This window comes from Pseudokineococcus sp. 5B2Z-1, assembly GCF_037482305.1.
Lineage (GTDB): Bacteria > Actinomycetota > Actinomycetes > Actinomycetales > Quadrisphaeraceae > Pseudokineococcus.
The window spans coordinates 296414-320891 of record NZ_JBBHZG010000004.1 but is presented as its reverse complement, the minus strand read 5'-3'; the positions used below and the strand labels follow the sequence as shown (position 1 = coordinate 320891).

Here is a 24478-nt window from a genome sequence, read left to right as displayed (position 1 = left end):
GTCGTGACCACGTCGTCACCGGGCAGCCGTCGCGCGTGACGCGTCTGAGACGATCCGCGCGCACCGCACCCGACCCAGCCCGGCCCCGGACCTCGGAGGAGCCCCGTGAGACGTGCCGCCATCGCCGCCGGCGTCCTCGCCACGGCGGTGCTGACCGCCCCGCCGGCCACGGCCGCCACGAGCCCGTCGGCCCCTCCGACCGCCGCCCGGGCTGCGGCGGGGGCCTCGGCGCCCCCGCTGCGCCCCGACCAGGCCCTCGCGGAGCTGTCGGCGGCCTGCACGGTCCCCGCCACGCGGGACCTCCAGGTCACGCGCACCGTCCACCGCGTCGGCACGGAGATGGGCGTGTCCGCCAAGGTGATGCTCGCGGGCTTCGAGGCCGGGTGGGTCGAGTCCCACATGAACGACCTGGCGTGCGGCGACCGCGACTCGCTCGGCGTCTTCCAGCAGCGTCCCTCGCAGGGCTGGGGCACCCCGGAGCAGATCCTCGACGTCACCTACGCGGCGCGCGCCTTCTTCCGCGAGGCCCAGCGCGTCGAGCCCCGGTACGCGGGCTCGACGGCCGGCCAGCTGGCCCAGGGGGTGCAGCGATCGGCCTACCCCAGCCGCTACGACCAGGCGCAGGGGACGGCCGAGCGGCTCCTGGCCGAGGTCGCCACCCCCGCGGTGCGGGCGACCCCGGACCGGGCCCAGCGCTTCCTCAGCGACGACAACCGGGAGCAGCGCACCGACAGCCCCTTCCCCTTCGGCACGGGCGCCGACGAGCACTTCGCGGGGGACTGGGACGGCGACGGCGTCGACACCCCCGGCCAGCGCCAGGGGAACCGCATCTACATCGCCCGGGACGCCCGGGGGACGGACGTCGTCACCTTCCGCTACGGCTGGGCGGACAGCGAGCTGGTGGTCGGGGACTGGGACGGCGACGGGCGCGACAGCATCGGGATCGTGTCGGGCCGCGCGTGGTACCTGCGCGACCGCCTCGGGGGCGGCCCCGCGGACCTCACCTACTCCTACGGCTTCCCCGGGTCGGCGAAGGTCGTCGGGGACTGGGACGGCGACGGCGTCGACACCCCGGGCGTGGTGTCCGGCCAGCGCTGGTACCTCACCGACCGGCACGGCGGCGGCGCCGCGAGCCGGACCTTCGCCTACGGCCCGTCCCGCGGCGACAAGCTCGCCGGCGACTGGGACGGCGACGGCCGGGACACGCCCGGGGTCCGCGTCGGCGGCACGTGGTACCTCCGCGACAGCACCTCGGGCGGCCCCGCGGACACCAGCGCGGCCTACGGCTGGGCCACGGACGACCCCTTCACCGGCGACTGGGACGGCGACCGGCGCGACAGCGCCGGCATCTCCCGCGCGCGGTAGCCGCCCCCGGGCGGTGGAGCCCGCTCACGCGAGCGGGTAGGTCTGCTCGCCCGCGTCGCGCGCGATCTCGTCGAGCGTGCGGTCCACCTCGGCGAAGGTGTCGGTGCCGTAGGCCATGACGGCGCCGTGCTCGTCGTAGTCGCGGAACTGGGGGCCGTCGAGCAGGAGCAGCAGGCCGAGGGGGCCGCCGTGCTCGGCCAGCGCCTCGTCGGGGTCCACGTCGGGGTCCACCTCGAGCGAGCGGGCGCGCGCCCGCGCCAGCAGCGCCTCGGGGTCGGTGACGACGAAGTCGTAGCGGGCCTGCCAGCTGTAGCGGGCGCCCTCGAGCGGCTCGTCGTCCTCCTCCACGTCGTCCTCGAGCAGGTCGTCGACGTCGGCGACGTCGTCGCCCGTCAGCTCGTCGAAGGCCGCCCACTCGTCGAGGCCGGTGCCCCAGCCCCGGTCGTGCAGGGCCTCGCGGAGGGCGTCCGACGCCCGGCGCACCCGGCCGAGGGCCTCGGCGACGGTCGCGAGGTCGAGGCTGTCGAGGTCGCGCCCGCAGCGGCCCAGCTCCTCGGCGAGGGCGCCCGCCGCGGTCGAGGGCATCGTCATCGGCTCGTCGTCGTCCACGCGGGTGACGGTACGCACCGCTCGGCCGTCCGGGTGGCCCGACGGCGGGGAGGTGCCGCGGGCCGCCCGGCCGGTCGATCCGAGGGGCGTGGGCGGGGGTCGCGACGGCGCGCGGGTGAGCACGCTCCTCGTCGTGCTCGCGCTCGTCCCCCTCCTCGGGGTGGTCGCGGCGACCGCGGCGCTCCTCGTCGCCGAGGTGCGCACGGAGCGGACGAGCCGCCAGGCCCTCGGCGCCGTCGTCGTGACCGGCGAGGTGTCCGCCGCCCGCAGCGCCCTCGCCCGCGAGGTGTTCCTGACCTCCGAGCGCACCCGCCTCGACGACGCCGCGCAGCGGCAGCGCCTCGGCCCGGACGTCGTCGTCGCCCTCGCGTCAGCCCTGCCGGAGGAGGACCTGGTCGGCGCCCGCCGGCGCACGGACACCGCCCTGGCCGACGTGGACGCCACCTCGGCCGCGGGGCGCGCGGCCGCGGGCGTCGCGGCCGACCTCGTGCCGCTGCGCACCGCCGTCGACGTCACCGGGACGTGGTCGGCGGTGGCGCCCGGCTTCGACTCGCTCACGTCCCAGCTCGCCACGGCGGAGCGGCTCGCCGTCGACGACGCCCTCGCGGGCGGGGTCGGGGCCGACGTGGCGGGTGCGCTGCTCGAGCTGCGCACCGCCACCGAGGCCGTGGCGCTCGGGTCGGGCGAGGCCCTCGCGGTCCTCGACGACCTCGTGACCGCGGACGGCGCCGCGACGGGTCGCGCCGGGCCCGGCGCCTGGGCCTCCGCCGCGCCGCTCGAGGCGCTCGGCGCGTCACCCTCCCGCGCGGTCCGGGACCGCAGCGCGGGACTGCTCGCGGCGACCACGGGGCTGCGGGCCGACGCCGTCGCCGCCGCCCGGGCGGCCGGCGGGACGCCGGGCCCGCGGCTCGCCTCCCGCCTGCGCGCCCTCGTGGAGGGCCTGGACGACCGGTCGGCGGGGCTCACGGCGCTGGCGGCGACGACGAGCGCCCGCGCGGGGGAGCTCACCCGCGCGGAGACGTCCTCCGCCCACCGCGACGTGGTGGCCCTGGGCGCCGGCGCCCTCCTGCTGTGCCTCCTCACCGGCGCGGCGGTCCTGCGCACGAGCGTCGCGCTGGGCCGCCCCCTCCAGGCCCTCGCCGCGGCGGCGCAGCAGGTCGGTCGCGGGGAGCTGCTGGCCGTGGACGTCACCGGCCCGCGCGAGGTGCGGACGGTCGCCGAGGGGCTCGCCGCCACCGTCGCCTCGCTGCGCCGGCTGCAGGAGCAGGCGCGGGCCGTGGTCGCGGGCGAGCTGGGGAGCCCCGTGCTGGCCGCGCCGCTGCCCGGGCCCCTCGGCGCCGTCGTGCACGCGTCCGTCACCGAGCTCGTGCAGGCCATGGTCGACCGCGACCGGCTGCGCGAGGACCTCACCCACCGGGCCACCCACGACTCCCTCACCGAGCTGCCCAACCGGGCCCGGGCGATGGAGCTGCTCGACCGCGCGCTCGCGCGCAGCCGGTGCGACGGCGGGGTCGTGGGCCTGCTCTTCGTCGACCTCGACCGCTTCAAGCAGGTCAACGACACGGCGGGCCACGCCGCCGGGGACGCGGTCCTGCGGGCGGTGGCGGTGCGCATGCGCGAGCGGGTGCCCGCCGGCGGCACCGTCTGCCGCCTGGGCGGTGACGAGTTCCTCGTCGTCGTCGAGGACGCGGGCGACGCGCAGCTGCTGGGGCTGGCCGAGGCCCTCGTCGGGGCCGTGTCCGCCCCGGTGGGGTTCGCCGGCGCCGAGGTCGCCGTGGGCGCCAGCGTGGGCGTGGCCCGCACGGCCGGTGGGACGGCGGGGCGCGAGGAGCTGCTCGCCGAGGCCGACGCCGCCGCCTACCAGGCCAAGCAGGAGGGCCGCGGCGCCGTCGGGGGGTCCGCCGCACCGGGCGGGCGGGGACGCGTCGGCTTCTACGACGACGAGCTGCGGCGGCGGCTCACGGGCGCCCGCGACCTCGAGGAGGCGCTCGCGCGCGCACTGCGCGGACGGGAGCTCGTGCTGCACTACCAGGCCGTCGTGGGGCTCGACCCCGACGGGACCACCGACGGGGTGACGGGGTACGAGGCGCTCGTGCGGTGGCAGCGGCCCGGGCACGGCCTCGTCCCGCCGTCGGAGTTCGTGCCCGCGGCCGAGCGCTCGTCGCTCGTGTGCGACCTCGGGCGGTACGTGCTCCTCGAGGCGACCCGGCAGCTGGCGCGCTGGTCGGCGGGCGGCGGCGCCGCCGCGCGGCGCACCGTCGCCGTCAACGTCTCGGGACGGCACCTCGTCAGCCACCACCTCCTGCAGGACGTGCGGGACGCCCTGGACGGGTCGGGACTGGAGCCGCACCGCCTGGTCGTCGAGATCACCGAGACGGTGCTCGTCGACCACGCCCTCGCGCACGAGCGCCTCACCGCGCTGCGGGCCCTCGGGGTGCGCGTCGCCATCGACGACTTCGGGACGGGCTTCACGTCGATCGCCCAGCTCCGCCGGCTGCCGGCCGACGTCCTCAAGGTCGACCGGAGCCTCGCGGCCGCCGACGACCCGGCCTCGGCGGAGCTCGTGCGCCTCGTCGTCGGGGCCGCCCGCACCTTCTCCCTCGCGGTGGTGGCCGAGGGCGTGGAGACGCCGGCCCAGCTCGACGCCCTGAGGGCGGCCTCGTGCGACGCCGTCCAGGGCTACCTGCTCCACCGGCCCTGCGCCCCCGGGGACGAGGCGCCCGAGGTCGACGCGGGTGGTGCGCTCGTGCGGGGGCCGGTCGCGGTGGAGGGCGCCGTCCCCGGCGTCGGGGCGCAGCGCCGCTCGTCCGACGTGCGCGCCGGGGCCACGTGCGGCACGGTCGTGCCACCGAGGGGTGCAGCAGCGCGCTCCGTCACGGCCGACCACTGGTCGCCCCGGACCCGTCCGGCGTGAGCCCTCCTCGACCCCCACCGCCGCCCTCGGCGCGGTGCGCGGGTGCGCCCGGGCTGCGCCGTGCGAGCCGGACGCACCGAAGGAGCTCCCATGAGCCAGAGCACCGGTGGGTCGCCCGCGCACCGCGCCGACGACCCGTTCGACCGCACGACCGCCGAGCCGCTGGCGACGACCGGCGACGGCAGCAGCACCAGCCGCGCCGACGCGGCCCGCGGAGCCGGGCAGCAGGTCGCCGGCTCCGCCAAGGGCGCCGGCCAGGAGGTGGCCGGCTCCGCGAAGGGCGCCGGCCAGGAGGTGGCCGGCTCCGCGAAGCAGGCCGGCCAGGAGGTCGCCGGCACGGCGAAGGAGAAGGCCGGCGAGACGGCCGACGAGGCGAGGACGCAGGCCCGCCACCTCTACGCCGAGGGCCGCGAGCAGCTGACCCAGCACGCCGGCGAGCAGCAGCGCCGAGCCGCCCAGGGGCTCTCGGCCGTCACCGGCGAGCTGCGCGGCATGGTCGAGGGCAGCGACCAGCAGGGGCCGGTCACCGACCTGGCGCGCCAGGCGGCCGACCGGGTCGACGACGCGGCCCGCTGGCTGGGGGACCGCGAGCCCGCGCAGCTCCTCGACGACGTCCGCCGCTTCGCCGCGCGCCGCCCGGGCACCTTCCTCGCCCTCGCCGCGGGCGCCGGCGTCCTCGCCGGCCGCCTGGGCCGGGGCCTGAAGGACTCCGGGTCCGACTCCGGGGCGGGCTCCTCGTCGGGCACCGCCTCGACCGGTGGGCCCTCGACCGCCGGCGCGACCTACGGCACCGCCGCGGTGGAGCCGCGCGGCACCCGGCTGCCCGCCGAGGGCGCCGGCACCGCCGGCGCGCCCCTCGAGGAGCCGGGCGGCCCCCGCGGGACGGCGCTGTGAGCGCCCGCGCGGAGGGCTCCCACCCGGTCGACGAGCACCTCGACGAGCGCCGCGCCGCCGGCTCCGAGGACCACCGGTCGCTGGGCGAGCTGATGAGCGCGGTGACGACCGACGTGTCCACGCTCGTCCGCCAGGAGATCGCCCTGGCGAAGGCGGAGGCCAAGGAGTCCGCCGCCCACGCGGGCAAGGGCGCCGGGATGCTCGGCGGCGCCGGCGTCGCCGGGCACTTCGTGCTGCTGTTCCTCTCGATCGCCCTCTGGTGGGGCCTCGGGAACGCCACCGGCTACGGCTGGTCCGCGCTCGTGGTGGCGGCCGTGTGGGCCGTGGTCGCCGCGGTGCTGGCCGTCGTCGGTCGGGGCCAGCTCCAGAAGACCAAGGGCCTGCCGCAGACGCAGCAGTCCCTCCAGAAGATCCCGAACGCCGTCAAGGGGCACGAGGAGGCCAACCGATGAGCCAGAGCCCGGAAGAGATCCGCGCCGACATCGAGCGCACGCGGGCGTCGCTGAGCGCCGACGTCGACGAGCTCGGCCACGAGGCCAGCCCCTCGACCCAGGCCCACCGCCAGGTGGACCGGGCCAGGGGCCGCGCCAACGACCTCAAGGAGCGGGTCATGGGGAAGGCCCACGACGCCCGCGACCAGGCGCACTCGGCGGCGCACTCGGGCCGTGACGGCGCCGGGTCGGCGGCGGGCAGCGCCAAGGAGGCGGTGGGCTCGGCGCCGCACCAGGCCGCCGACCGCACCCGGGGCAACCCCTTCGCCGCCGGCCTCGTGGCCTTCGGCGCCGGCCTCCTCGTGGCGGGCCTCATCCCCACGAGCCGCACGGAGCAGGACGCCGCCGAGCGCGCCAAGCAGAAGGCGCAGCCGCTCGTCGACGACCTCAAGGGCCAGGCGCAGGACGCGGCGCAGGAGCTCAAGGAGCCCGCGCAGGAGGCCGCGCAGTCGGTCAAGGAGTCGGCCCAGGGCGGTGCGCAGGAGGTCAGGGGCGAGGCGCAGGACCGCGCCCAGGACGTCAAGGGCCAGGCCCAGGACCGCGCCCAGGACGTCAAGGGCCAGGCCCAGGACCGCGCCCAGGACGTCAAGGGCCAGGCCCAGGACCGCGCCCAGCAGGTCCGCGACCAGGGCTGAGACGCCCGCGGGGCCTCTCCGCCCTCCTCCGGACGGCGCCCCCCTCCGACGACGGCCCGGTGCGACGCACCGGGCCGTCGTCGCCCCCGTCAGCCGGTCGGGCCACGACGTCCGGCCCGTCGCCCGGGCCCGCCCTCCGGCCCCATACTCGCCCGGTGCAGCCGCTGACGGAGGACGGTGCCGCGTGAGCGTCGAGGACGGCCGCACGACCGCGACCCTGGACTCGGTCGCCCGGACCGCGGGCGTCTCGCGCGCCACGGCCAGCCGGGTCCTCACCGGCTCGCCCCGGGTCAGCGACGACGCGCGGGAGCGGGTCCTCGCCGCGGCGGCGTCCCTGTCCTACGTCCCCAACGCGGCGGCCCGCGCGCTCGTCACCCGCCGCAGCGACGCCGTCGCCTTCGTCGTGTGCGAGCGCGAGGAGCGCTTCTTCTCCGACCCCTTCTTCGCCAGCGTCCTCAAGGGCGCCCACCGGGTCGTCGCCGCCAGCCGGCGCCAGCTCGTCTTCGCCGTCGTCGCGTCCGACGACGACCGGGAGCGGCTCGTGCGCTTCGCCGCGGGCGGTCACGTGGACGCCGCCATCTTCCTGTCGGTGCACGCGGGAGAGACCGCTCCGGCGCAGCTGCGCGAGCGCGGCGTGCCCGTGGTCCTCGTCGGGCGCCCGCCCGCCGGCGTCACCGACGACGTACCGCGCGCCGACACCGACAACGTCGCGGGCGGCCTCGCCGCCGCCGAGCACGTCCTGGCGCGGGGGCGCCGGCGGCTCGGCGTCGTCACAGGACCGCTCGACATGCCGAGCGCCGAGGACCGCCTCGAGGGCGTGCGCCGCGCGGTGGCCGCCGCGGGCGGCGCGGTCGGAGCACCGGGCGGGCCGGCCCCCGTCGGCGAGCCGTCGGTGGCCGTCGTCGAGGGCGACTACACGACCGAGGGCGGCCGGCGGGGAGCGGCTGCGCTGCTCGAGCGCGTCCCGGGGCTCGACGCCGTGGTGGCGCAGAACGACCTCATGGCCGTCGGGGCCCTCGGCCTGCTGCGCGAGCGGGGGATCGGCGTGCCGGACGACGTCGCCGTCGTCGGCTACGACGACATCCCCCTCGCGTCGGCCGTCGAGCCCGCCCTGACGACGGTCCGCCAGCCGCTCGAGGAGCTCGGCCGGGAGAGCGCCACCCTCGCGGTCGCGCTGGCGGTCGGCGGCGTCGACGAGGGCCGGGGCGGCTCGGTGCTGCGCCCGAGGCTCGTCGTGCGCGCCTCCTCCTGAGCCTCCCCCGGGACGCCCGCGGGTGCCCGTCCGGGTGAGCGAGACCGGATCGGTACCTGCTTCCCAGCGCTTCCCCCACCGAGGGGTTGACATCGGTGCGACAGTTTCGACAACGTTGCACAAGCGGCCGTGGAAGCGCTCCCACGGCTGGTTGCACCGCAGTCCCACCCGGACGAAGCTCCGGCGCCGACGACCCGCAGAGCCGTGGGTCGGCCGTCCGCCGGGCGCGGGGACCCAGCCCCGCACCCCGCTCCACCAGCTCCACCCGCTCGGTCAACGACGATCGACCTCCCGAGGGGAGGTCCGTGAGGAGTACTCCGTGTTCTCTGCTCGAACCCGCTCCCGGAAGGCCGTGCTCGCCGTGGCGGCGCTCGGCGTCGCCTCGCTCGGCCTCAGCGCGTGCGGGGGCTCCTCCTCCTCGGACAGCGAGCCCGTCGGCACCGCGGACCCGAACCAGGACGTGACGATCACCGTCGACTCCTTCGGCGGCATCTTCGCCAACTACGAGAAGGCCGGCCTCCTCGACCAGTACATGGAGGACCACCCCAACGTCACCATCGAGTACTCCGAGGTCCAGCAGGAGAGCGACTACTGGACGGCGCTCGCGACGAAGATCAACTCCGGCTCGGGCCTGGCGGACATCCAGCCCCTCGAGATCAGCCGCGCCGCTCTCGTGGCGAGCCAGCAGCAGGACGTCTGGGTCGACATGCTCCAGACCCCGGTCGCCGACCAGCTCGAGGAGGAGACCGACGCCGCCGTCGGCGCCATGACGACGCAGGACGGCGCCGTGCTCGGCCTGCCGACCGACTCGGGCCCCATGGCCATCTGCTACCGCAGCGACAAGCTCGAGGAGGCGGGGCTCCCCTCCGACCCCACCGAGCTCGCGCAGCAGATCACCGACTGGGACTCCTACGAGTCCGTCGGCGAGCAGTACGCCGAGGCCACCGGCGGCCAGGCCTGGATGGACTCGGTCGGCGGCTACTACCGCGTGCTGACCTCGGTCGAGCCCGTCCGCAACTACGACGAGGAGGGCGAGCCGACCTGGGAGACCAACGACACGGTCAAGCCCGCCTTCGACCGCGCGGCCGGTGCGGCCGAGAAGGGCCTCACGGCCGGGCTGTCCCAGTTCGACCCCGCGTGGAACACCGCCATGAACACCGGTGACTTCGCCACCATCGCCTGCCCGGCGTGGATGCTCGGCTACATCAAGCAGCAGGCCGGCGACCAGAACGCCGGGAACTGGAACGTCCTGCCCCTCCCCCAGGAGCTCGGCGGCAACTGGGGCGGCTCGTTCCTCGCCGTCCCGGAGGACAGCCCGAACCGCGAGGCCGCCGTGGAGCTCGCCGCCTACCTGACGAGCGCCGAGGCCGAGGCCGACGAGTTCCGCCAGGGGCTCGCCTACCCGTCCAACACGGTCGCCCAGGAGCAGACCACAGACGTCACCGACGAGTACTTCAACGGCGCGCCCATCGGCGAGATCTTCTCCACGTCGGCGCAGGCCGCCCCCAACCAGCCGCTGGGCGTCGACGACGGCGCCATCGACCAGGCCATCGGTGACGCGCTGACCGCCGTCGAGGCCAACGGCGTGGCGCCCGACGAGGCGTGGCAGATGGCCGTCCGCACCATCAACGACACGGTCGGCTGACGACCGGGCGCACGGGTGGCCCCCCGCTCACCAGCGGGGGGCCACCCGTCTGCCGCGGCGGCCCCCGCCGCCGCGGCCGTCCCGCCCCGCGGGACCCCCACCCGGTGACCCCCGGCGCGGACGCGTCGGACGAGGAGGAGAGCTGACATGGCGGCACCCACGACGACCGCGCAGGACGCGGGGACGGGCAGCTCGCCGGCGAGGAGGACACCGACCCCGGACCGGCGCTCGCGCCGCGAGGGTCGCGCCTACCGCCGGGCGCCCTACGTCTACATCGCGCCGTTCTTCCTGCTCTTCGGCGCCTTCGGCCTCTTCCCCCTCGTCTACACGGTGTGGATCAGCTTCCAGGAGTACCGCCTCGGCGGCGGCGACCCGCAGTTCGTCGGCTGGGAGAACTACAGCTGGCTCTTCGGCAGCCCGTCCTTCTACAACAGCCTGTGGAAGACGCTGACGATCGGCCTCATCTCCACCGTGCCGCAGCTGCTCATGGCGCTCGGCCTGGCGCACCTGCTGAACTACAACATGAAGGTGCGGGCCTTCTTCCGCGTCTCCATGATCGTGCCCTACGCCACCTCGCTGGTGGCCGCCACGCTCGTCTTCGCGTCGATCTTCGCGAACACCCCCGGCGGCCTGATGAACGTCGTCCTCGGGATGCTCGGCATCGACCCCATCAACTGGACGAACGGCAACTGGACCGCCCAGATCGCCATCGCCACCATCGTCACCTGGCACTGGACCGGCTACAACGCCCTCATCTACCTGGCGGGCATGCAGTCGATCCCCAAGGACCTCTACGAGGCGGCCGCCATCGACGGCGCGGGCCGCTTCCGCCAGTTCCTCCACGTGACGATCCCCGGCCTGCGGCCCACCATCCTCTTCACCATCGTGCTCTCCACGATCGGCGCGACCCAGCTCTTCACCGAGCCGTTCCTCTTCGGCAACGGCGCGGAGGGCGGAGCGCTCGGCCAGTACCAGGTGCTGACGCTGTACATGTACAACATCGGCTTCGAGATCGGCCGCCTCGGCCGGGCCGCCGCCATCGCCTGCGTCACGCTGATCATCGTCATCCTGCTGGTCCTGCTCAACGCCGGCCTCGCCCAGCTGCGCACCCGCGACAAGGGCCAGCCCCTCATCCGCCGTCGCAGCGCCTCGACCCGGAAGGCCTCCCGATGACCTCGAGCCCCGACGCCGACGTCCGCCTCGCCGCACCCGTCGAGGGTCCGGCGGAGCCCCGCCGCAGCCGTCGCCGCGCGGACGACAGCGCCGGCCCGCTGGCCTACGTCATCCTCACCATCACGGCGCTGCTCTTCCTCTTCCCCTTCTACTACTCCCTCGTCGCCGCCTCCCACACGCCGTCCGACCTCTACGACGGCACCCCGCCCCTGCTCCCGGGGCCGGCGATCTTCGACAACATGCGGCTCGCGCTCGAGCAGGCCGACCTCGTCGCGGCGCTCGGCCGCTCGCTCGTCGTCTCCCTCGCGGTCACGGCCACCACCGTGTTCTTCTGCACCCTGGCGGGCTTCGCCTTCGCGAAGGCCCGGTTCCGCGGCCGCAACGCCCTCTTCGGCATCACGGTGGCGACCCTGACGATCCCCCCGACGCTGAGCATCATCCCGCTCTACGTGGTGATGACCCGGCTCGGCCTCGTCAACAACCTCATGTCGGTCATCCTCCCGAGCGCCGTCACCGCCTTCGGCGTCTTCTTCATGCGCCAGTTCATCTCCCAGGCGCTGCCCGACGAGCTGGTCGAGGCGGCGCGCGTCGACGGCGCTTCGCTGAACCGGACGGTCTTCTCGATCGTCTTCCCGCTCGCCCGCCCGGGCATGGCCGTGCTGGGGATCCTGTCCTTCATGGCGGCGTGGAACGACTTCCTGTGGCCGTTCATCGTCGTGCGGCAGAGCCCGACCATCCAGGTGGCCGTGGCCGGGATCGGCGCCGGCTACACGCCCGACATCTCGGTGATCCTCGCCGGGACCGTGCTCGCGACCGTGCCCCTGCTCGTCGTCACGGCGATCTTCGGCCGGCAGATCGTCGGCGGCATCACCGCCGGCGCCATCAAGGGCTGACAGCCACCTCGACCCCCGCGCCCGACCGAGGGCGCACCCGCACCACGGACGGCCCGGCGCCTCGCGCCGGGCCGTCCGTGCGTCCGCTTCCGGACGGTCCGCCACCTCCCGACCCGCTCCGTCCGATGCGGCTGCCTTGACACCTCCGCCCGGTGTGCCGCACTGTGACGGCGTACGTGGAAGCGCTCCCACTGTTGGTCGACGTCGACCATCGGCAGCGCGAGAGTCCCGCCCCGGCGCAGCCCCGCGGCCGGCACCCGCCCTCACCCGCGGCTCCTGCTCCCCGGTCACCCGCCGACCACCGACGACCCCGAGAGGTCCCGATGACGCGTCCCCTCCCGTCCCGGCGCTCCCCCGAGCCCCGCTCCCCCGAGCCGCGCTCTCCCGAGCCCCGCTCCGCCCGTCCGACGAGGGTGCGGTCGACCGCGACCCTCGCCGTCGCCGCCCTCGCCGCGACGGGGCTCGTCGGGGCGGCGGTCCCGGCGTCGGCCGACGACCCGGACGCCCCGGGCGCCGAGCAGGTCGTCAACGGCTCGTTCGACGACGGCCTCGTCGGCTGGACGGCCTACCCCTCGCCGTCGGTCGTCGACGGCCGCGGCTGCGTCGACGTCCCGGCCGGCAGCGGGCCCTACAGCGCCGCGATCACCCAGCAGGTGCCGATGGAGGCCGGGGAGACCTACCGCCTCACCTTCGAGGCGCTCACCGAGCCGGCCACGGCGGCGAACGTCCGCGTCGTCGTGCAGGCCGGGGCGGACCTCAACTACCTGCCGTTCCTCCCGGCGCGGAAGCTGGCGCTGACCCCCGAGCCGACGGCGTTCTCGGCGACCTTCACGCCGGAGCAGGACTACGCCGCGGCGGAGCTGGCGATCCAGCAGGACATCAGCAACGCCGAGGCCTACCGCCTGTGCGTCGACGACGTCAGCCTCACGGGCGGCGCGGAGCCCGAGGCGTACGTGCCCGACACGGGCTCGCGCCTCAAGGTCAACCACCTCGGCTACCTGCCCCGCGGGCCGAAGGCGGCGACGCTCGTCACGGAGTCCACCGAGCCGGTGCGCTGGGAGCTGCGGCGCGCCGACGGGCGGCGGCTGTCGCGCGGCGAGAGCACCCCGCGCGGCGTCGACCCGACGGCGGGGGCGAACGTCCACACCATCGACTTCAGCCGCGTGCCCGTCTCCGGCGAGGGCTTCACGCTCGTCGCCGACGGCGCCACGAGCCAGCCCTTCGCCATCGCCGCCGACCTCTACGAGCCGCTGCGCACCGACGCGAAGACCTTCTTCCACACCAACCGGAGCGGCATCGCCATCTCCGACGAGCTCGTGCCCGGGTACGGCCGCGAGGCCGGGCACGTCGGCGTCGCGCCGAACCAGGGCGACGCCGCGGTGCCGTGCCTGCCGCTCGAGGACGACGCCCAGCAGCTCTACGTCGACCAGGGCGAGGAGCCCTGGACCTGCGCGGGGACGCACGACGTCACCGGCGGCTGGTACGACGCGGGCGACCACGGCAAGTACGTCGTCAACGGCGGCATCGCCGTCGCCCAGCTCCTCCAGGAGCAGGAGCGCCGCGGCAGCGCGCGCACCGCGGACCGCGGCGTCCTCGGCGACGGCGCCCTGCGCATCCCGGAGGCGGGCAACGGGGTCCCGGACCTGCTCGACGAGGTCCGCTGGGAGCTCGAGTGGATGCTCCGCATGCAGGTGCCCGCCGGCGAGCAGTACGCTGGGATGGCGTACCACAAGGTCGCCGACGCGGACTGGACCGGCCTGCCGCTCCTGCCCGCGGACGACCCGCAGCCGCGCCACCTCTACCGCCCGTCCACCGCGGCGTCGCTGAACCTCGCGGCGGCGGCGGCCCAGGGCGCCCGGCTGTGGCGCCCCTACGACGCGGCCTTCGCCGACGAGCTGCTGGCCGCGGCCCGCACCGCCTACGCCGCGGCGCAGGCCGAGCCCGACCTCTACGCCCCCGCGCCGGACCCGGCCGTCGACCCGAACCCGGGCAGCGGGCCGTACGACGACGACGACGTCAGCGACGAGTTCTACTGGGCCGCCGCCGAGCTGTTCCTCACCACCGGCGACGACGCCTACGAGGCCGACGTCCTCGCCTCGCCGCACCACACCGGCGACGTCTTCGGCGACGGGGCCTTCTCCTGGGGCGACGTGGCGGCGCTGGGCCGGCTCGACCTCGCCACCGTGCCGAGCGACCTGCCCGACCGCGAGCGCGTGCGCGCCAGCGTGGTGGCCGGAGCGGACGGCTACGTCGAGGCCGCCGCGGGCCAGCCCTTCGGGCAGACCTACGCCCCCGAGGACGGCGAGTACGCGTGGGGCTCGAACAGCGCCGTCACGAACTCGCTGCAGGTCGTCGGCACCGCCTACGACCTCACCGGGGACGTGCGCTACGCCGACACGTTCCTCGGCGGCCTGGACTACCTCTTCGGCCGCAACGCCCTCGACCGCAGCTACGTCACCGGCTACGGCGAGCGGGACAGCCGCAACCAGCACAGCCGGTGGTACGCCGCCCAGCTGGACCCGTCGCTGCCGCACCCGCCGGCGGGGACGCTGTCGGGGGGCCCGAACTCGACAGCGGCGTCCTCCGGCGACCCGGTGGCCGCCCCGGTGCTCGGGGCCTGCCCGGCCCAGCTGTGCTACCTCGACGACATCGGGTCGTGGTCGACCAACGAGATCACCATCAACTGGAACGCGCCGATGTCGTGGGTGGCGTCCTTCGCCGCCGACCTCGACCGGGGCGTCCAGGCGCACGGGCGGCACGGCCGGTAGCCCCGACGGCCGTCCCACGACGGCCAGGGCCGACGACGCCCCCGCCCCGCTCCGGGGCGGGGGCGTCGCGCGTTCACGCCCGGTGGGCCACGGCGCCCTCGGCCGACCGGCGGGGCGGCGGCAGGTCGCCCGCCCCGTCCAGGCGCACCCGGCCCCGGCCCGCGCGCTTGGCCGCGTACATGGCCGCGTCGGCCCGCCGCAGCACCTCCTCCGCCCCGAGGCCCGGCACGGCGCCCGACGCGGCGCAGGCGCCGACGCTCGCGCCGACAGCGTGGGCTCCGTCGGCGAGGACGACGGGCTCCTCCAGGGCGCGGACCACGCGAGCGCCGACGGCCACGAGCGCCGCCGGGGAGCCGACGTCGTGGCACAGCACGGCGAACTCGTCGCCGCCGAACCGGGCGACGACGTCGTCCGGGCGCACCGCGGCGGCCAGCCGCGTGGCGACGACGCGCAGCAGCTCGTCGCCGGCGGCGTGGCCCGCCGTGTCGTTGACGGCCTTGAAGCCGTCGAGGTCGACGAAGAGCACGCCGACGTCCGCGCTCCCCCCGCGCTCGAGCGCGCGCCGCAGCCGCGCCGTGAGGACGTCGCGCCCGGGCAGGCCGGTGAGCTCGTCGTGGTCGGCGCGGTGGCGCAGGGCGGCCTCGAGGCGCCGCTGGGCCGTGACGTCCTCGACGCTGACGAGGAGGTAGGGGCGGCTGTGGCGCGGGGTGATGCGCGTCACGTCGAGGCGGCCCCGGCGCCCGCGGTCCGTGACGTGCTCGCAGGTGGCGCGCTCGGCGTCCGCGGCGACGGCGTCCAGGGCGCACGCGCCCGGCCCCTCGTGCTCGGCGGGGAGGCGGTCGACGGGCGTGCCCGCCAGGGCGCCCGGGGGGACGCCGAGGAAGGCACCGAAGGCCGCGTTGGCGACGCGGAGCGTGGGGCCCGGCGCGCCGGGCGTCGAGGGGGCGGAGGGAGGCGCCAGGTCGACGAGGGCCATGCCCGCGGGAGCGTCCTCGAAACCCCGGCGGAGCAGGTCGGCGCGGTCGTCGGCGGCCGCCTGCGCCCGCGCGATCCCCTCGAGGAGCTCGTCGCGCTGGCACCGGTAGAGGGCCAGCGCCATCGCGGCGCTCGCCGCCACGACGACGAAGCCCTGGGCGACGACGACGCGCAGCCCGGGCTCGAGCATCGCGAAGGGGCCGTGGCCGGCGAGCGTGCCGAGCACGACGACGACGCCCGCGACGACGGAGTGGCCCGCCGCGTGGGCCGGTGAGCTGCGCAGCGCCAGCAGGAGCGAGAGGGGCAGCGTCGCGTAGGAGACGGGCACCTCGGCCAGGACGACGTAGACGAGGGCGTACACCGACCAGGCCCCGACCTGGAGGAGCACCAGCTCCGCGCGTCCGGCCCGCGGCAGCGGTGCTCCCGGACGGCCCCCGCCCCGGTCCCCGGCCCGGCCCGCCGCCCGTCGCGGACCCGCGCGCCGCGCGCGACGGCGGTCCCCGAGGGCCAGGACGGCGCCCGCGAGGACGACCGTGCTGGCCACGTTGCGCAGGACCCACTCGCCCGCCGTCGCGAGGAGCGGGGCGCCGCCCGCCGCCGCCAGGTACACCGGCCCGACGAGGGCGCTGGCCGCCGAGCCGGCCAGGGCGCTGGCCACGAGGGCGGTGAGGTCGGCCGGCTCGTGGAGCGCCCGCCGGTCCGCGAGCGGCGGAGGGGCGCCACCGTGCCGACCGCGCCGCAGAGCCTCGTGCACGAGGGCGGCGACGAGGCCGTGGACGGCGTGGGCGGCGCCGAAGGCCAGGGCCAGCGCCGGGGCGGCCCCCAGGACGAGGTTCGTGGCGGCGGAGACCCCGCCCACGAGGAGGACGACGCCGCCGAGCACGGCCGTCCCGCGGCGCCGGGCGGCCAGGCACGCGAGGAAGGTGACGGCCGCCACCGGTCCCACGAGCGACAGCTCGGTGCCCTCGACCCGCGTGGAGCGGCCGGCGGCGACGGCGAACGCCACGAGCGCGCACCACCCGGCGAGCGCCGCGGCGTCCCGCGCACCTCGGCGGGAGGGCGCGGCGACCGGGGCCGGGTCGGCGGGCGGCGACGTCACACCCCCCGATCGGCCGGTGCGGGGGCGACCTGGAGATCGCGGGGCTCGCCGCCGCCCGACGGACGAACCGCCACCGGGAATGCCGACGACCCCGCCGGCGTCTGCACGTCCGGCGACCTCTCGGCCGCCGGCGTGGACGACGGGGCCCTCGCCCTCCCGACGACCACCCCGACGACAGGTGAGGACCCATGAGCACCGACACCCAGCCCGGCCGCCCCACGACGGACCAGCCCGGCGTCCCGCGCCAGGGCGGGCGCCGTCCGCTCCTCCCCCTCGAGGACGCGGGCCGGGCGAGCCTCTTCACGCAGGCGCGCACCGCCAACCGCTTCACCGACGAGCCCGTCTCCGACGCCGAGCTCGCCGAGCTGTGGGAGCTGGCCCGCTGGGCGCCGACCTCGGCCAACACCCAGCCGCTGCGCGTGCTCTTCGTCCGCACCGAGGAGGGACGCGCCCGCCTGGCCGAGCGCATGGCGGGCGGCAACCGCGAGCGCGTCGAGGGCGCGCCGGCCGTCGCCGTCCTGGCGGTCGACCGGCGCTTCCACACCCGGATCCCCGAGGTCATGCCGCCCATGGCCCAGCTGCAGGACGCCCTCGAGGCCGACCCCGCGATGCGGGAGGGCATGGGCGGCTTCTCCGCCGCCATGCAGGCCGGCTACGTGCTCCTCGCCGCCCGCGCGGTCGGGCTGGCGGCCGGGCCCATGGCCGGCTTCGACGCCGACGGCGTCGACGCCGACTTCTTCACCGGCCCGGACGAGGAGCACTGGCACGCCGTGCTCGTCGTCACGCTGGGGCACCCGGACGAGGGCTCCTACCGCCCGCGGATGCCGCGCCTCGCGGCCGAGGACGTCGTGCGCTGGGCCTGAGCACCGGCAGCTGTCGGCGGAGGACAGGGGCACGGCGGCGGTCGGCGGACGACGTCGGCAGCAGCCGCCGGCCCGCTGCTCCGGGACCTCAGGGGGCCGCGGCCGACAGGACGAGGGCGACGGCGCCGCTGGGGCAGGCGCCGTGCCGGACGACGCGTCGACGGACGCGCTCCGTGCCCATGACGAGGGCTGCTCCGCCCACGACGACGAAACCCCGCGCGCGGTCCGGACGGACCCCGAGGAGTCCGAGCGCCTGCGGGCGGCCCACTTCAGCGAGCTAGTCGCGCGCACGAACCTCATCCGGTCGCGCCGCGAGGTCGTCAGAAGTGCTCGCGATCGACGGCCAGGAGCCATCGGACGTGCCACCGTGCCGGCATGCACGAGAGGCGACGAAGCGGCCGCGGCGCTGGTGCAGCCGCAGCCGCTCTCCTGCTGACCTCGTCAGGATGCGCTGACGACGGAGAGGCCGTGGCGACCTGGGTCGTCGCCCCCGGGCAGGCCCTCGAGGGCAACGCGGCCTCCTTCACCGCCCTCGTCACCCGCCTGGGGTGCAACAGCGGGGTGACCGGCGAGGTCGACCCCCCGCGCATCGAGGAGACGGACGACGTCGTCACCATCACCTTCACCGTCACTCCTGGCCCACCCGAGGCTGCCGACTGTCCCAGCAACGACGCCGTCCCCTACGAGGTCGAGCTGGGCAGCCCCCTTCGAGGACGCCTGCTCGTCGACGGCGCCTGCGAGACCACAGAGGCCAGCACGACGACGGGCTGCGACCCGGACGGCACCCGGTCTCCCGGCTGACCCGACCGCCGCGGCCAGCGCCGAGCTGCACCCCTTCACCGCAGGGGATGGACAGCGGGACGCTGGCCGGCCGGCGATGGGCGTCAGGGACGTCGTCGAGCGACGGCAGGGGCGAAGCGGGACGTCCAGCGGTTGAGGAGCGAGCCTTGCCCTGGCCAGCGCGGAAGGGCAGCGTGAGGGCATGCGCAGGCGCCGAGGGATGACCGTGCTGGTCACCGTGGGGCTCAGCTGCGCGCTGCTCGGTCTGGTGCCCGTCCCTGCAGCTCGGGCCAGCTGCGCCGGGCCGCTCTTCGCCGTCGGCGCGACCGTCGACGACGCCCGCGCCCCAGACAGCGGTGTCCTGCCCGCTCCAGGAGCAGACGTCACCGTCTCGGGCGTCTGGTTCCGCACCGGCTGCGACGACACCGGCCAGGGCGCCGGCTGCTCCGCGCCCGCCAGCACCGAGGCGCCGATGCGCGACGTGGACCTCGTGCTGGAGCAGGGCGACAGGTCCTGGACCCTCGGCACTCAGGACGCCTCCTCCCGAGAAGACCGCTACGCCATCAGCTGGACCGGTCACGTCCCTCCCGGGGCACGACCCGGGCCGGCGACCCTGCGGGCCGGCTCCAGCGCACTGCCTGTCCACATCTCCGGCTGACCGGAAGAGCGAGCTCGTGCGCCGCCAGCGGTCGCGGCGCGGTGTCCGGTCAGCGATCAGCGGTCCCCGGGGTGCTGGTACGACCCCCTGAGACCGCCATCGGCTACGGGCACGCTCCGCGTGACGATCCTCTGTGGGATGCATGGTGGCCCTCACGGAAGGCCCGTCGATCGACCCAAGGCACCCCGGAGACCCTCAACAGCTGGCTGGCGCCGCCGATCGTCTTCGAAACGAAGGGTGGTTCGAAGATGCTCCGGACGGCACAGCTTCTTCTTCTGGGTGGCTTGGTGCTCCTTCTGGTGAGCTTGGCGCTGTTGATCCTGCCCGGGCCGTGCCTCGTGCTGCTGCCGCTGGCGGTCGCGCTCGCGGCCGTCGGGGGCGTAGTCGTGGTGGCGGACCGCCGGCGGCGTCCTTAGGCGAGTCCGTCCCGCTTCACGATCGACATACGGCACGTCCGCGGTCTCACCGCGCTTCACGCAACCCGGTCCGTGGCTAGCCTGACGGAGTGCAGCAGCCGACGCCCGCCTCGCGTCGGCTCCGTGCTGCCTTGGCGTCCCGACGCGGCGATGTCGATGGCCTGCTCGAGAGATACGGCGCGGAGAACCCACGCCTCTTCGGCTCGGTAGCTCGTGGCGATGCCGGCGACGACAGCGACCTCGACCTCCTCGTCGATCTGGCCCCCGGTGCGGGCAACGAGCTCCTCCGGCTCTCGGGGCTCTCCGAAGAGCTCAGCGATCTGCTGGGAGTGCGCGTGGACGTGGTGGCACGCCCGCTGCTCCGGGCCGAGGTCTCCGCCACCGTCATCGCTGACGCGGTGGCCGTATGAGCCGGGCGGACGCTGAGCGCCTGGACGACATCCGCTCAGCGGTCACACGCTGCCTCGCCTACCGCGACCACCTCGACTCCGACGAGCACTCCTCGATGGCCTACGACGCCATCCTCAGGAACCTCGCGGTGATCGGAGAAGCGGTGAAGGCACTGCCCACCGACCTCAAGCAGCAGCACCCGGGCGTCCCGTGGGCGTCCATCGCAGGGCTCCGCAACGTCGTCGTGCACGAGTACTTCCGCGTCGACCCCGCGATGATCAAGGACATCGTCGACAACCAGCTGGTGCGGCTGCTCGACGAACTGCCTCAGGACGCCGAGGAGCAGTAGCGAGCACGGCCTCAACCCAGCGCCCGTCGACATCGCGGTCGGCCGACGTCCCGCAGCCGATCGCTGGCCGGCCAGCGTCCCGCTGTCGATCGTCATGTGGCACGGGGCACCGCCCATCGATGTGCCCCTTGTGAGTCAGGTTGCGGCCTTGACGTCGTCGCCGGTGAGTTCGGTGGCGGCCCAGGCGGCGAGCAGGGACAGGGCCTGGGCGGTGGGCGAGGCCGGCTCGGCGGTGTAGACGGTGAAGGTCAGCCCGGGCGCCGACAGCAGCTCCATGCCCTCGTAGGTCAGCTCGAGGTCTCCGACGGCCGGGTGGTGGAAGGTCTTCGTGCCGGTGCCGTGCAGGCGGACGTCGTGGGCCGACCACAGGGCGGCGAAGTCGGCGCTGCGGGTCGACAGCTCCCCGACGAGGTCGTGCAGGGCCTTGTCGTGGGGGTCGCGGCCGGCTTCGGTGCGCAGGATCGCCACGCAGGTGCGGGCGGCCGCCTCCCAGTCGGGGTAGAAGGCGCGGGAGGCCTCGTCGAGGAAGGTGTACCGCGGGAAGCTCGGCGGGCCGCCGGTGCACGCGACGCCGCTGTCGTGCAGTGGTGCGTGCATCGCCCGGCCGAGGAGGTTGGTGGCCAGGAGGTCCATCCGACCGTTGCGGACGATCGCCGGGCCACCGGTGACGGCGTCGAGGACCCGCTGCAGGTGGACCGGCGGCCGCCAGCCGCGGACCGGCGCTGCGCCCCGGGACCGGGTCGGGCGCACGCGTGGCCCGTCGGCGGCTCGGGCCAGAGCGACCAGGTGCTCCCGCTCGGCGTCGTCCAGCTGCAGCGCCCGGGCCAACGACTCCAGCACCGAGGGGGAGACCCCGGCGAGGGCGCCGCGCTCGATCTTGGCGTAGTACTCGGCGCTGACGCCGGCGAGAACGGCGACCTCGGCCCGCCGCAGGCCCGGCACGCGGCGGGCGCCGACAGCCGGCAGCCCCGCCCGGGCGGGGCTGATCTTCGCCCGGCGGGTGGTGAGGAACTCCCTGACCTCGGCGCGGTTGTCCACGACAGACGACGGTAGGTCGCCGGCGCCCGACGAGGGACGCCCTGCGAGTACACCCCTCAGCAGGGCACCCCTCCTGCCTGGACGGGGTGGAGGCACCGGACTTCCATGGTCTCGCGCCACGTCGTGGAGCGCCGCCGGGGCTGCAGGCCCGCAGGGCGCCCGCGGCCCACCTCGTGCTCAAGGAGCAGACCCATGCAGCTCAACCCCCTCTCCTCCACCGCAGCGCCGACCGAGACCTTCACCGGCGCGGTGTACCTGACGATGCTCGCCGCCGGCGAGAGCCCCTCCCGGCTCGGCACCGCCCTCGTCCGCTTCACCCCCGGCGCCCGCACCTACTGGCACTCCCACCCCCTCGGCCAGGTGCTGCACGTCACCGAGGGCGTCGCCCTCGTCGGCACCCGCGACGGGAAGGTCGTGCGGGCCCGCGCCGGCGACACCGTCGTCTGCTCCCCCGACGAGGAGCACTGGCACGGCGCCGCCTCCGACGCCTTCGCCGCCCACGTCGCCATCCAGGAAGCCGGCGACGACGGCCCCGTCACCTGGCTGGACCCCGTCTCCGACACCGACTACGCGGCCGCCGACGAGCGCGCCCGCGCCTGAGCCCACCGCACCGAGAGCCCGAAAGCCTCGCTCGAGCCCTGCTCGAGCCGGAAGGAGCCACACCACCATGCGAGCAGCACTCATGTACGGCGCCGGCGACGTCCGCGTCGAGGACGTCCCCGACGCCGCCCTGCAGGACCCGACCGACGCCGTCGTGCGCGTCGTCCTCGCCTGCGTGTGCGGGTCCGACCTGCACCCCTACCACTCGATGCCCGCCTCCGACCAGGGCACCGCGATGGGCCACGAGTTCGTCGGGATCGTCGAGGAGACCGGCTCGGACGTCACGTCGGTGCGCAAGGGTGACGTCGTCGTCTCCCCCTTCGCCGCCTCCGACGGCACGTGCGCCCAGTGCCGCGAGGGCTGGAACACCGCCTGCGAGCACGTCGCCTTCTTCGGCACCGGCATGCCCGGCGTCGGCGGCGCCCAGGCCGAGGCCGTCCGGGTCCCCTTCGCCGACGGCACCCTCGTGAAGGCCGACCTCGGCGGCACCGTCGAGGACTCCCCGCTGCTGCCGCACCTGCTGGCCTGCTCCGACGTCTTCCTCACCGGCCACCACGCCGCCGTGATGGGCCGCGTCGGGCCCGGCACCACCGTCGCCGTCATCGGCGACGGAGCCGTCGGCCTGTCCGCGGTGCTGGCCTCCAAGCGGCTCGGCGCCGAGCGGATCATCCTCATGGGCCGCCACACCTCCCGCACCGACCTCGGCCGCGAGTGGGGCGCCACCGACGTCATCGCCGACCGCGGTGACGACGGCGTGGCCCAGCTGCGCGAGCTCACCGGTGGTCAGGGCGCCCACGCCGTCCTGGAGGCCGTCGGCCATCGCCCGGCCTACGACATGGCCGTCGGCGCCGTGCGCGTCGGCGGGACGATCGCCCGCGTCGGCGTCCCCCAGTACGAGGAGGCGCCCGTCGGCTTCGGGTCCCTGTTCGCCCGCAACATCACCCTCAACGGCGGCCCCGCCCCCGTGCGCGCCTACCTCGAGGACGTCCTGCCCGACGTCCTGTCCGGCGCCCTCGAGCCCGGGCGCGTCTTCGACCGGACCGTCGACCTCGACGACATCCCCTCCGCCTACAAGGCCATGGACGACCGCAAGGCCCTCAAGGTCGCCGTCCGGCCCTGACCACGATGCGGACGGCGCCCCCGCACGGGCGCCGTCCGCACCCGGCCGGTCGACAGCGCACGGGCGCGGAAGGCAGGCCAGCAGCACCCCCTCCGGGAGGACCAGATGGACATCACCCTCACGACCGGCGACCTGGCCCTGCGTGGGACGTTGCACGACACTCCCAGCGCCCTCGATCTGGCCTCGCTGCTGCCGATGGACCTGTCCTTGGGCGACTTCGGCGAGACCGAGAAGGTCAGCGCCCTGCCCCGACGCCTGGACACCGACGGCGAGCCCGACGCCAGCACCCCGGACGTCGGCGACATCGCCTACTACGCCCCCTGGGGCAACCTGGCCATCTTCATCCGCCCAGCTCCCCGAGCCCAGGGCCTCATCAGGCTCGGACACCTGAACAGGGCCGAAGAGCTGATCGGCCTCACCGCCGGCACCACCGCCCGACTGCACCAGGCCGCCACGACGTCCTGACCCGCGCCAGGGTGTCGATCTCGGCCCGGGTCAGGACGTCCTGACGCGCGCGCGTCGTCAACCAGTGACGCCGGTGACCCCACGCCTGCCGCAGGCATCCCGGAAGCCGACCGTCGGCTGGAGCACCAAGCGGCTCCAAGCGCGGTCCGGGCTCCCGGTCGTGTTCTTGTGTCACTGGGGATCGTCATCCGGAGCAGCGCGCCGTCCTGCCGTGCCTTTCGGCCTGCCGTCTGCCGTCTGCCGGTGGGAACCGCCATGGCGGGCCAGGCGTCCTAGCGCCATGAGTGCTCATGGCCCCTCCTCCGGAGCGGCGTACACGGCGCACCTGGCCGGCTTCTCCGTCCTGGTGGTCGTCGCGGCGGCCGTGAGCAGCTGCGGGGTCTCAACGCCGGAGCCACGAGAGGACGGCCTCGCCGTGGCCTACTACGAGCCCACGGGCACCGGGGGCGACGGCGCCCTGCTCACCGGTGTCGTCGAAGACCTCGGCGGCTGCCTCGTCGTCCAAGGCGACGACATCGACGGCGAAGAGCCGTACGTTCCGGTCTTCGCCACCAACGACAGCACCGCGCGTGAGATCACGCAGGGCACCGCTGTCGACCTCCGTGGAGGTGCCCCGGGAGTCCTCGCCGGCGACTGGGCATACCCCGACGCCTGTCCCGCCGCCGGGCCCTACTGGGTGGTTGCTCAACCAGAGTGAGTCGGGGCCGCCCGGCAGTTGATCCTCTTAGAGGACGACGACGCGGCACGGCAGATTGCGCGCCCTCGCCTCCTAGCTCTTCGGACGCCGCAGCAGGTACTCCTTCATGAGGCCGCCCTGGGAGGAGGTGACGGCTGGCGGTCCGAGCAGGTCCCAGCCAGCCGCCGACAAGAGGTCCAGAGCGTTCATCTGATGCCTGAGGCCGGCGCTCTCCGGGCTGACGGCCTCGTCGCCGCCGGTGGTCAGGAAGTCGATCTTGCCGGGGCGGCCATCCGTGATGGTCACCAGCAAGGTGCCGTGCTCGTAGCGAGTCATGCCTCAGCATGAGGCAGAGGCAGCCGCCGTCACCGCCCGACAGGCGTCCGGTGACGATCGCTGGCCGGGACGGC

At 75.7% G+C, this 24478-nt stretch carries 23 protein-coding genes; 19 read left to right on the top strand and 4 right to left on the bottom strand.

Annotated elements, in window-relative coordinates:
- The first annotated feature begins 147 nt into the window (after positions 1–147).
- On the top strand, positions 148–1365 hold the full coding sequence (locus WDV85_RS12270; protein ID WP_445263312.1) for a hypothetical protein: 1218 nt from the start codon (positions 148–150) through the stop codon (positions 1363–1365).
- 24 nt (positions 1366–1389) lie between these two features.
- On the opposite strand, the gene WDV85_RS12265 is transcribed toward WDV85_RS12270, so the two are convergent.
- Complete coding sequence (locus WDV85_RS12265) at positions 1390–1974, bottom strand: hypothetical protein (RefSeq protein ID WP_339570886.1); 585 nt, start codon at positions 1972–1974, stop codon at positions 1390–1392.
- Between the two features lie 115 nt (positions 1975–2089).
- On the opposite strand from WDV85_RS12265, the gene WDV85_RS12260 reads away from it, so the two are divergent.
- From WDV85_RS12260 to WDV85_RS12220, 9 genes are all read left to right on the top strand, one after another.
- Positions 2090–4888, top strand: a complete 2799-nt coding sequence (locus WDV85_RS12260) for a putative bifunctional diguanylate cyclase/phosphodiesterase (protein ID WP_339570885.1) — start codon at positions 2090–2092, stop codon at positions 4886–4888.
- A gap of 90 nt (positions 4889–4978) precedes the next feature.
- Complete coding sequence (locus tag WDV85_RS12255) at positions 4979–5782, top strand: hypothetical protein (protein ID WP_339570884.1); 804 nt, start codon at positions 4979–4981, stop codon at positions 5780–5782.
- Positions 5779–6234: a phage holin family protein gene (locus WDV85_RS12250; protein ID WP_339570883.1), complete on the top strand. Its 456-nt coding sequence runs from the start codon at positions 5779–5781 to the stop codon at positions 6232–6234. The genes WDV85_RS12255 and WDV85_RS12250 overlap by 4 nt, the downstream gene beginning before the upstream one ends.
- Positions 6231–6908 carry a DUF3618 domain-containing protein gene (locus WDV85_RS12245; protein ID WP_339570882.1) on the top strand — a complete coding sequence of 226 codons (678 nt, stop codon included), beginning with the start codon at positions 6231–6233 and terminating at the stop codon, positions 6906–6908. The genes WDV85_RS12250 and WDV85_RS12245 overlap by 4 nt, the downstream gene beginning before the upstream one ends.
- Positions 6909–7092: 184 nt before the next feature.
- Positions 7093–8160: a LacI family DNA-binding transcriptional regulator gene (locus WDV85_RS12240; protein WP_339570881.1), complete on the top strand. Its 1068-nt coding sequence runs from the start codon at positions 7093–7095 to the stop codon at positions 8158–8160.
- 319 nt (positions 8161–8479) lie between these two features.
- Entirely contained in the window at positions 8480–9805 is a 1326-nt protein-coding gene (locus WDV85_RS12235; RefSeq protein WP_339570880.1) for an ABC transporter substrate-binding protein, read from the top strand.
- Between the two features lie 147 nt (positions 9806–9952).
- On the top strand, positions 9953–10978 hold the full coding sequence (locus WDV85_RS12230; protein ID WP_339570879.1) for a carbohydrate ABC transporter permease: 1026 nt from the start codon (positions 9953–9955) through the stop codon (positions 10976–10978).
- Positions 10975–11871: a carbohydrate ABC transporter permease gene (locus WDV85_RS12225; protein ID WP_339570878.1), complete on the top strand. Its 897-nt coding sequence runs from the start codon at positions 10975–10977 to the stop codon at positions 11869–11871. The genes WDV85_RS12230 and WDV85_RS12225 overlap by 4 nt, the downstream gene beginning before the upstream one ends.
- A gap of 413 nt (positions 11872–12284) precedes the next feature.
- A complete protein-coding gene (locus WDV85_RS12220; RefSeq protein WP_339570877.1) occupies positions 12285–14639 on the top strand; it encodes a glycoside hydrolase family 9 protein in 2355 nt (784 codons plus the stop codon).
- Positions 14640–14712: 73 nt separating this feature from the next.
- Here WDV85_RS12220 and WDV85_RS12215 read toward each other — a convergent pair whose 3' ends face one another.
- Entirely contained in the window at positions 14713–16620 is a 1908-nt protein-coding gene (locus WDV85_RS12215) for a diguanylate cyclase domain-containing protein (RefSeq protein ID WP_339570876.1), read from the bottom strand.
- A gap of 281 nt (positions 16621–16901) precedes the next feature.
- On the opposite strand from WDV85_RS12215, the gene WDV85_RS12210 reads away from it, so the two are divergent.
- The 5 genes from WDV85_RS12210 to WDV85_RS12190 all read left to right on the top strand — a co-directional run bounded on the left by WDV85_RS12210 (position 16902) and on the right by WDV85_RS12190 (position 20169).
- Positions 16902–17576, top strand: a complete 675-nt coding sequence (locus WDV85_RS12210) for a malonic semialdehyde reductase (RefSeq protein ID WP_339570875.1) — start codon at positions 16902–16904, stop codon at positions 17574–17576.
- 468 nt (positions 17577–18044) lie between these two features.
- Positions 18045–18377: a hypothetical protein gene (locus WDV85_RS12205; RefSeq protein ID WP_339570874.1), complete on the top strand. Its 333-nt coding sequence runs from the start codon at positions 18045–18047 to the stop codon at positions 18375–18377.
- Between the two features lie 181 nt (positions 18378–18558).
- Positions 18559–19014 (top strand): hypothetical protein, encoded by a 456-nt coding sequence (locus WDV85_RS12200; protein WP_339570873.1) that lies wholly within the window; start codon positions 18559–18561, stop codon positions 19012–19014.
- Between the two features lie 505 nt (positions 19015–19519).
- Positions 19520–19840, top strand: a complete 321-nt coding sequence (locus WDV85_RS12195; RefSeq protein ID WP_339570872.1) for a nucleotidyltransferase domain-containing protein — start codon at positions 19520–19522, stop codon at positions 19838–19840.
- A complete protein-coding gene (locus tag WDV85_RS12190) occupies positions 19837–20169 on the top strand; it encodes a HepT-like ribonuclease domain-containing protein (protein WP_339570871.1) in 333 nt (110 codons plus the stop codon). Before WDV85_RS12195 ends, WDV85_RS12190 begins: the two co-directional genes overlap by 4 nt.
- A gap of 135 nt (positions 20170–20304) precedes the next feature.
- On the opposite strand, the gene WDV85_RS12185 is transcribed toward WDV85_RS12190, so the two are convergent.
- Entirely contained in the window at positions 20305–21207 is a 903-nt protein-coding gene (locus WDV85_RS12185) for a helix-turn-helix transcriptional regulator (protein ID WP_339570870.1), read from the bottom strand.
- 192 nt (positions 21208–21399) lie between these two features.
- Here WDV85_RS12185 and WDV85_RS12180 point away from each other — a divergent pair, with 192 nt between their 5' ends.
- The 4 genes from WDV85_RS12180 (at position 21400) to WDV85_RS12165 (ending at position 24089) form a co-directional block, all read left to right on the top strand.
- Positions 21400–21807: a (R)-mandelonitrile lyase gene (locus WDV85_RS12180; RefSeq protein ID WP_339570869.1), complete on the top strand. Its 408-nt coding sequence runs from the start codon at positions 21400–21402 to the stop codon at positions 21805–21807.
- Positions 21808–21874: 67 nt separating this feature from the next.
- Positions 21875–22927, top strand: coding sequence for a zinc-binding dehydrogenase (locus WDV85_RS12175; RefSeq protein WP_339570868.1), 1053 nt, complete (start codon positions 21875–21877; stop codon positions 22925–22927).
- Positions 22928–23032: 105 nt separating this feature from the next.
- Complete coding sequence (locus WDV85_RS12170) at positions 23033–23392, top strand: cyclophilin-like fold protein (protein WP_339570867.1); 360 nt, start codon at positions 23033–23035, stop codon at positions 23390–23392.
- 280 nt (positions 23393–23672) lie between these two features.
- A complete protein-coding gene (locus WDV85_RS12165) occupies positions 23673–24089 on the top strand; it encodes a hypothetical protein (protein WP_339570866.1) in 417 nt (138 codons plus the stop codon).
- Positions 24090–24161: 72 nt separating this feature from the next.
- Here WDV85_RS12165 and WDV85_RS12160 read toward each other — a convergent pair whose 3' ends face one another.
- Positions 24162–24404 carry a hypothetical protein gene (locus WDV85_RS12160; protein WP_339570865.1) on the bottom strand — a complete coding sequence of 81 codons (243 nt, stop codon included), beginning with the start codon at positions 24402–24404 and terminating at the stop codon, positions 24162–24164.
- Positions 24405–24478: the final 74 nt, after the last annotated feature.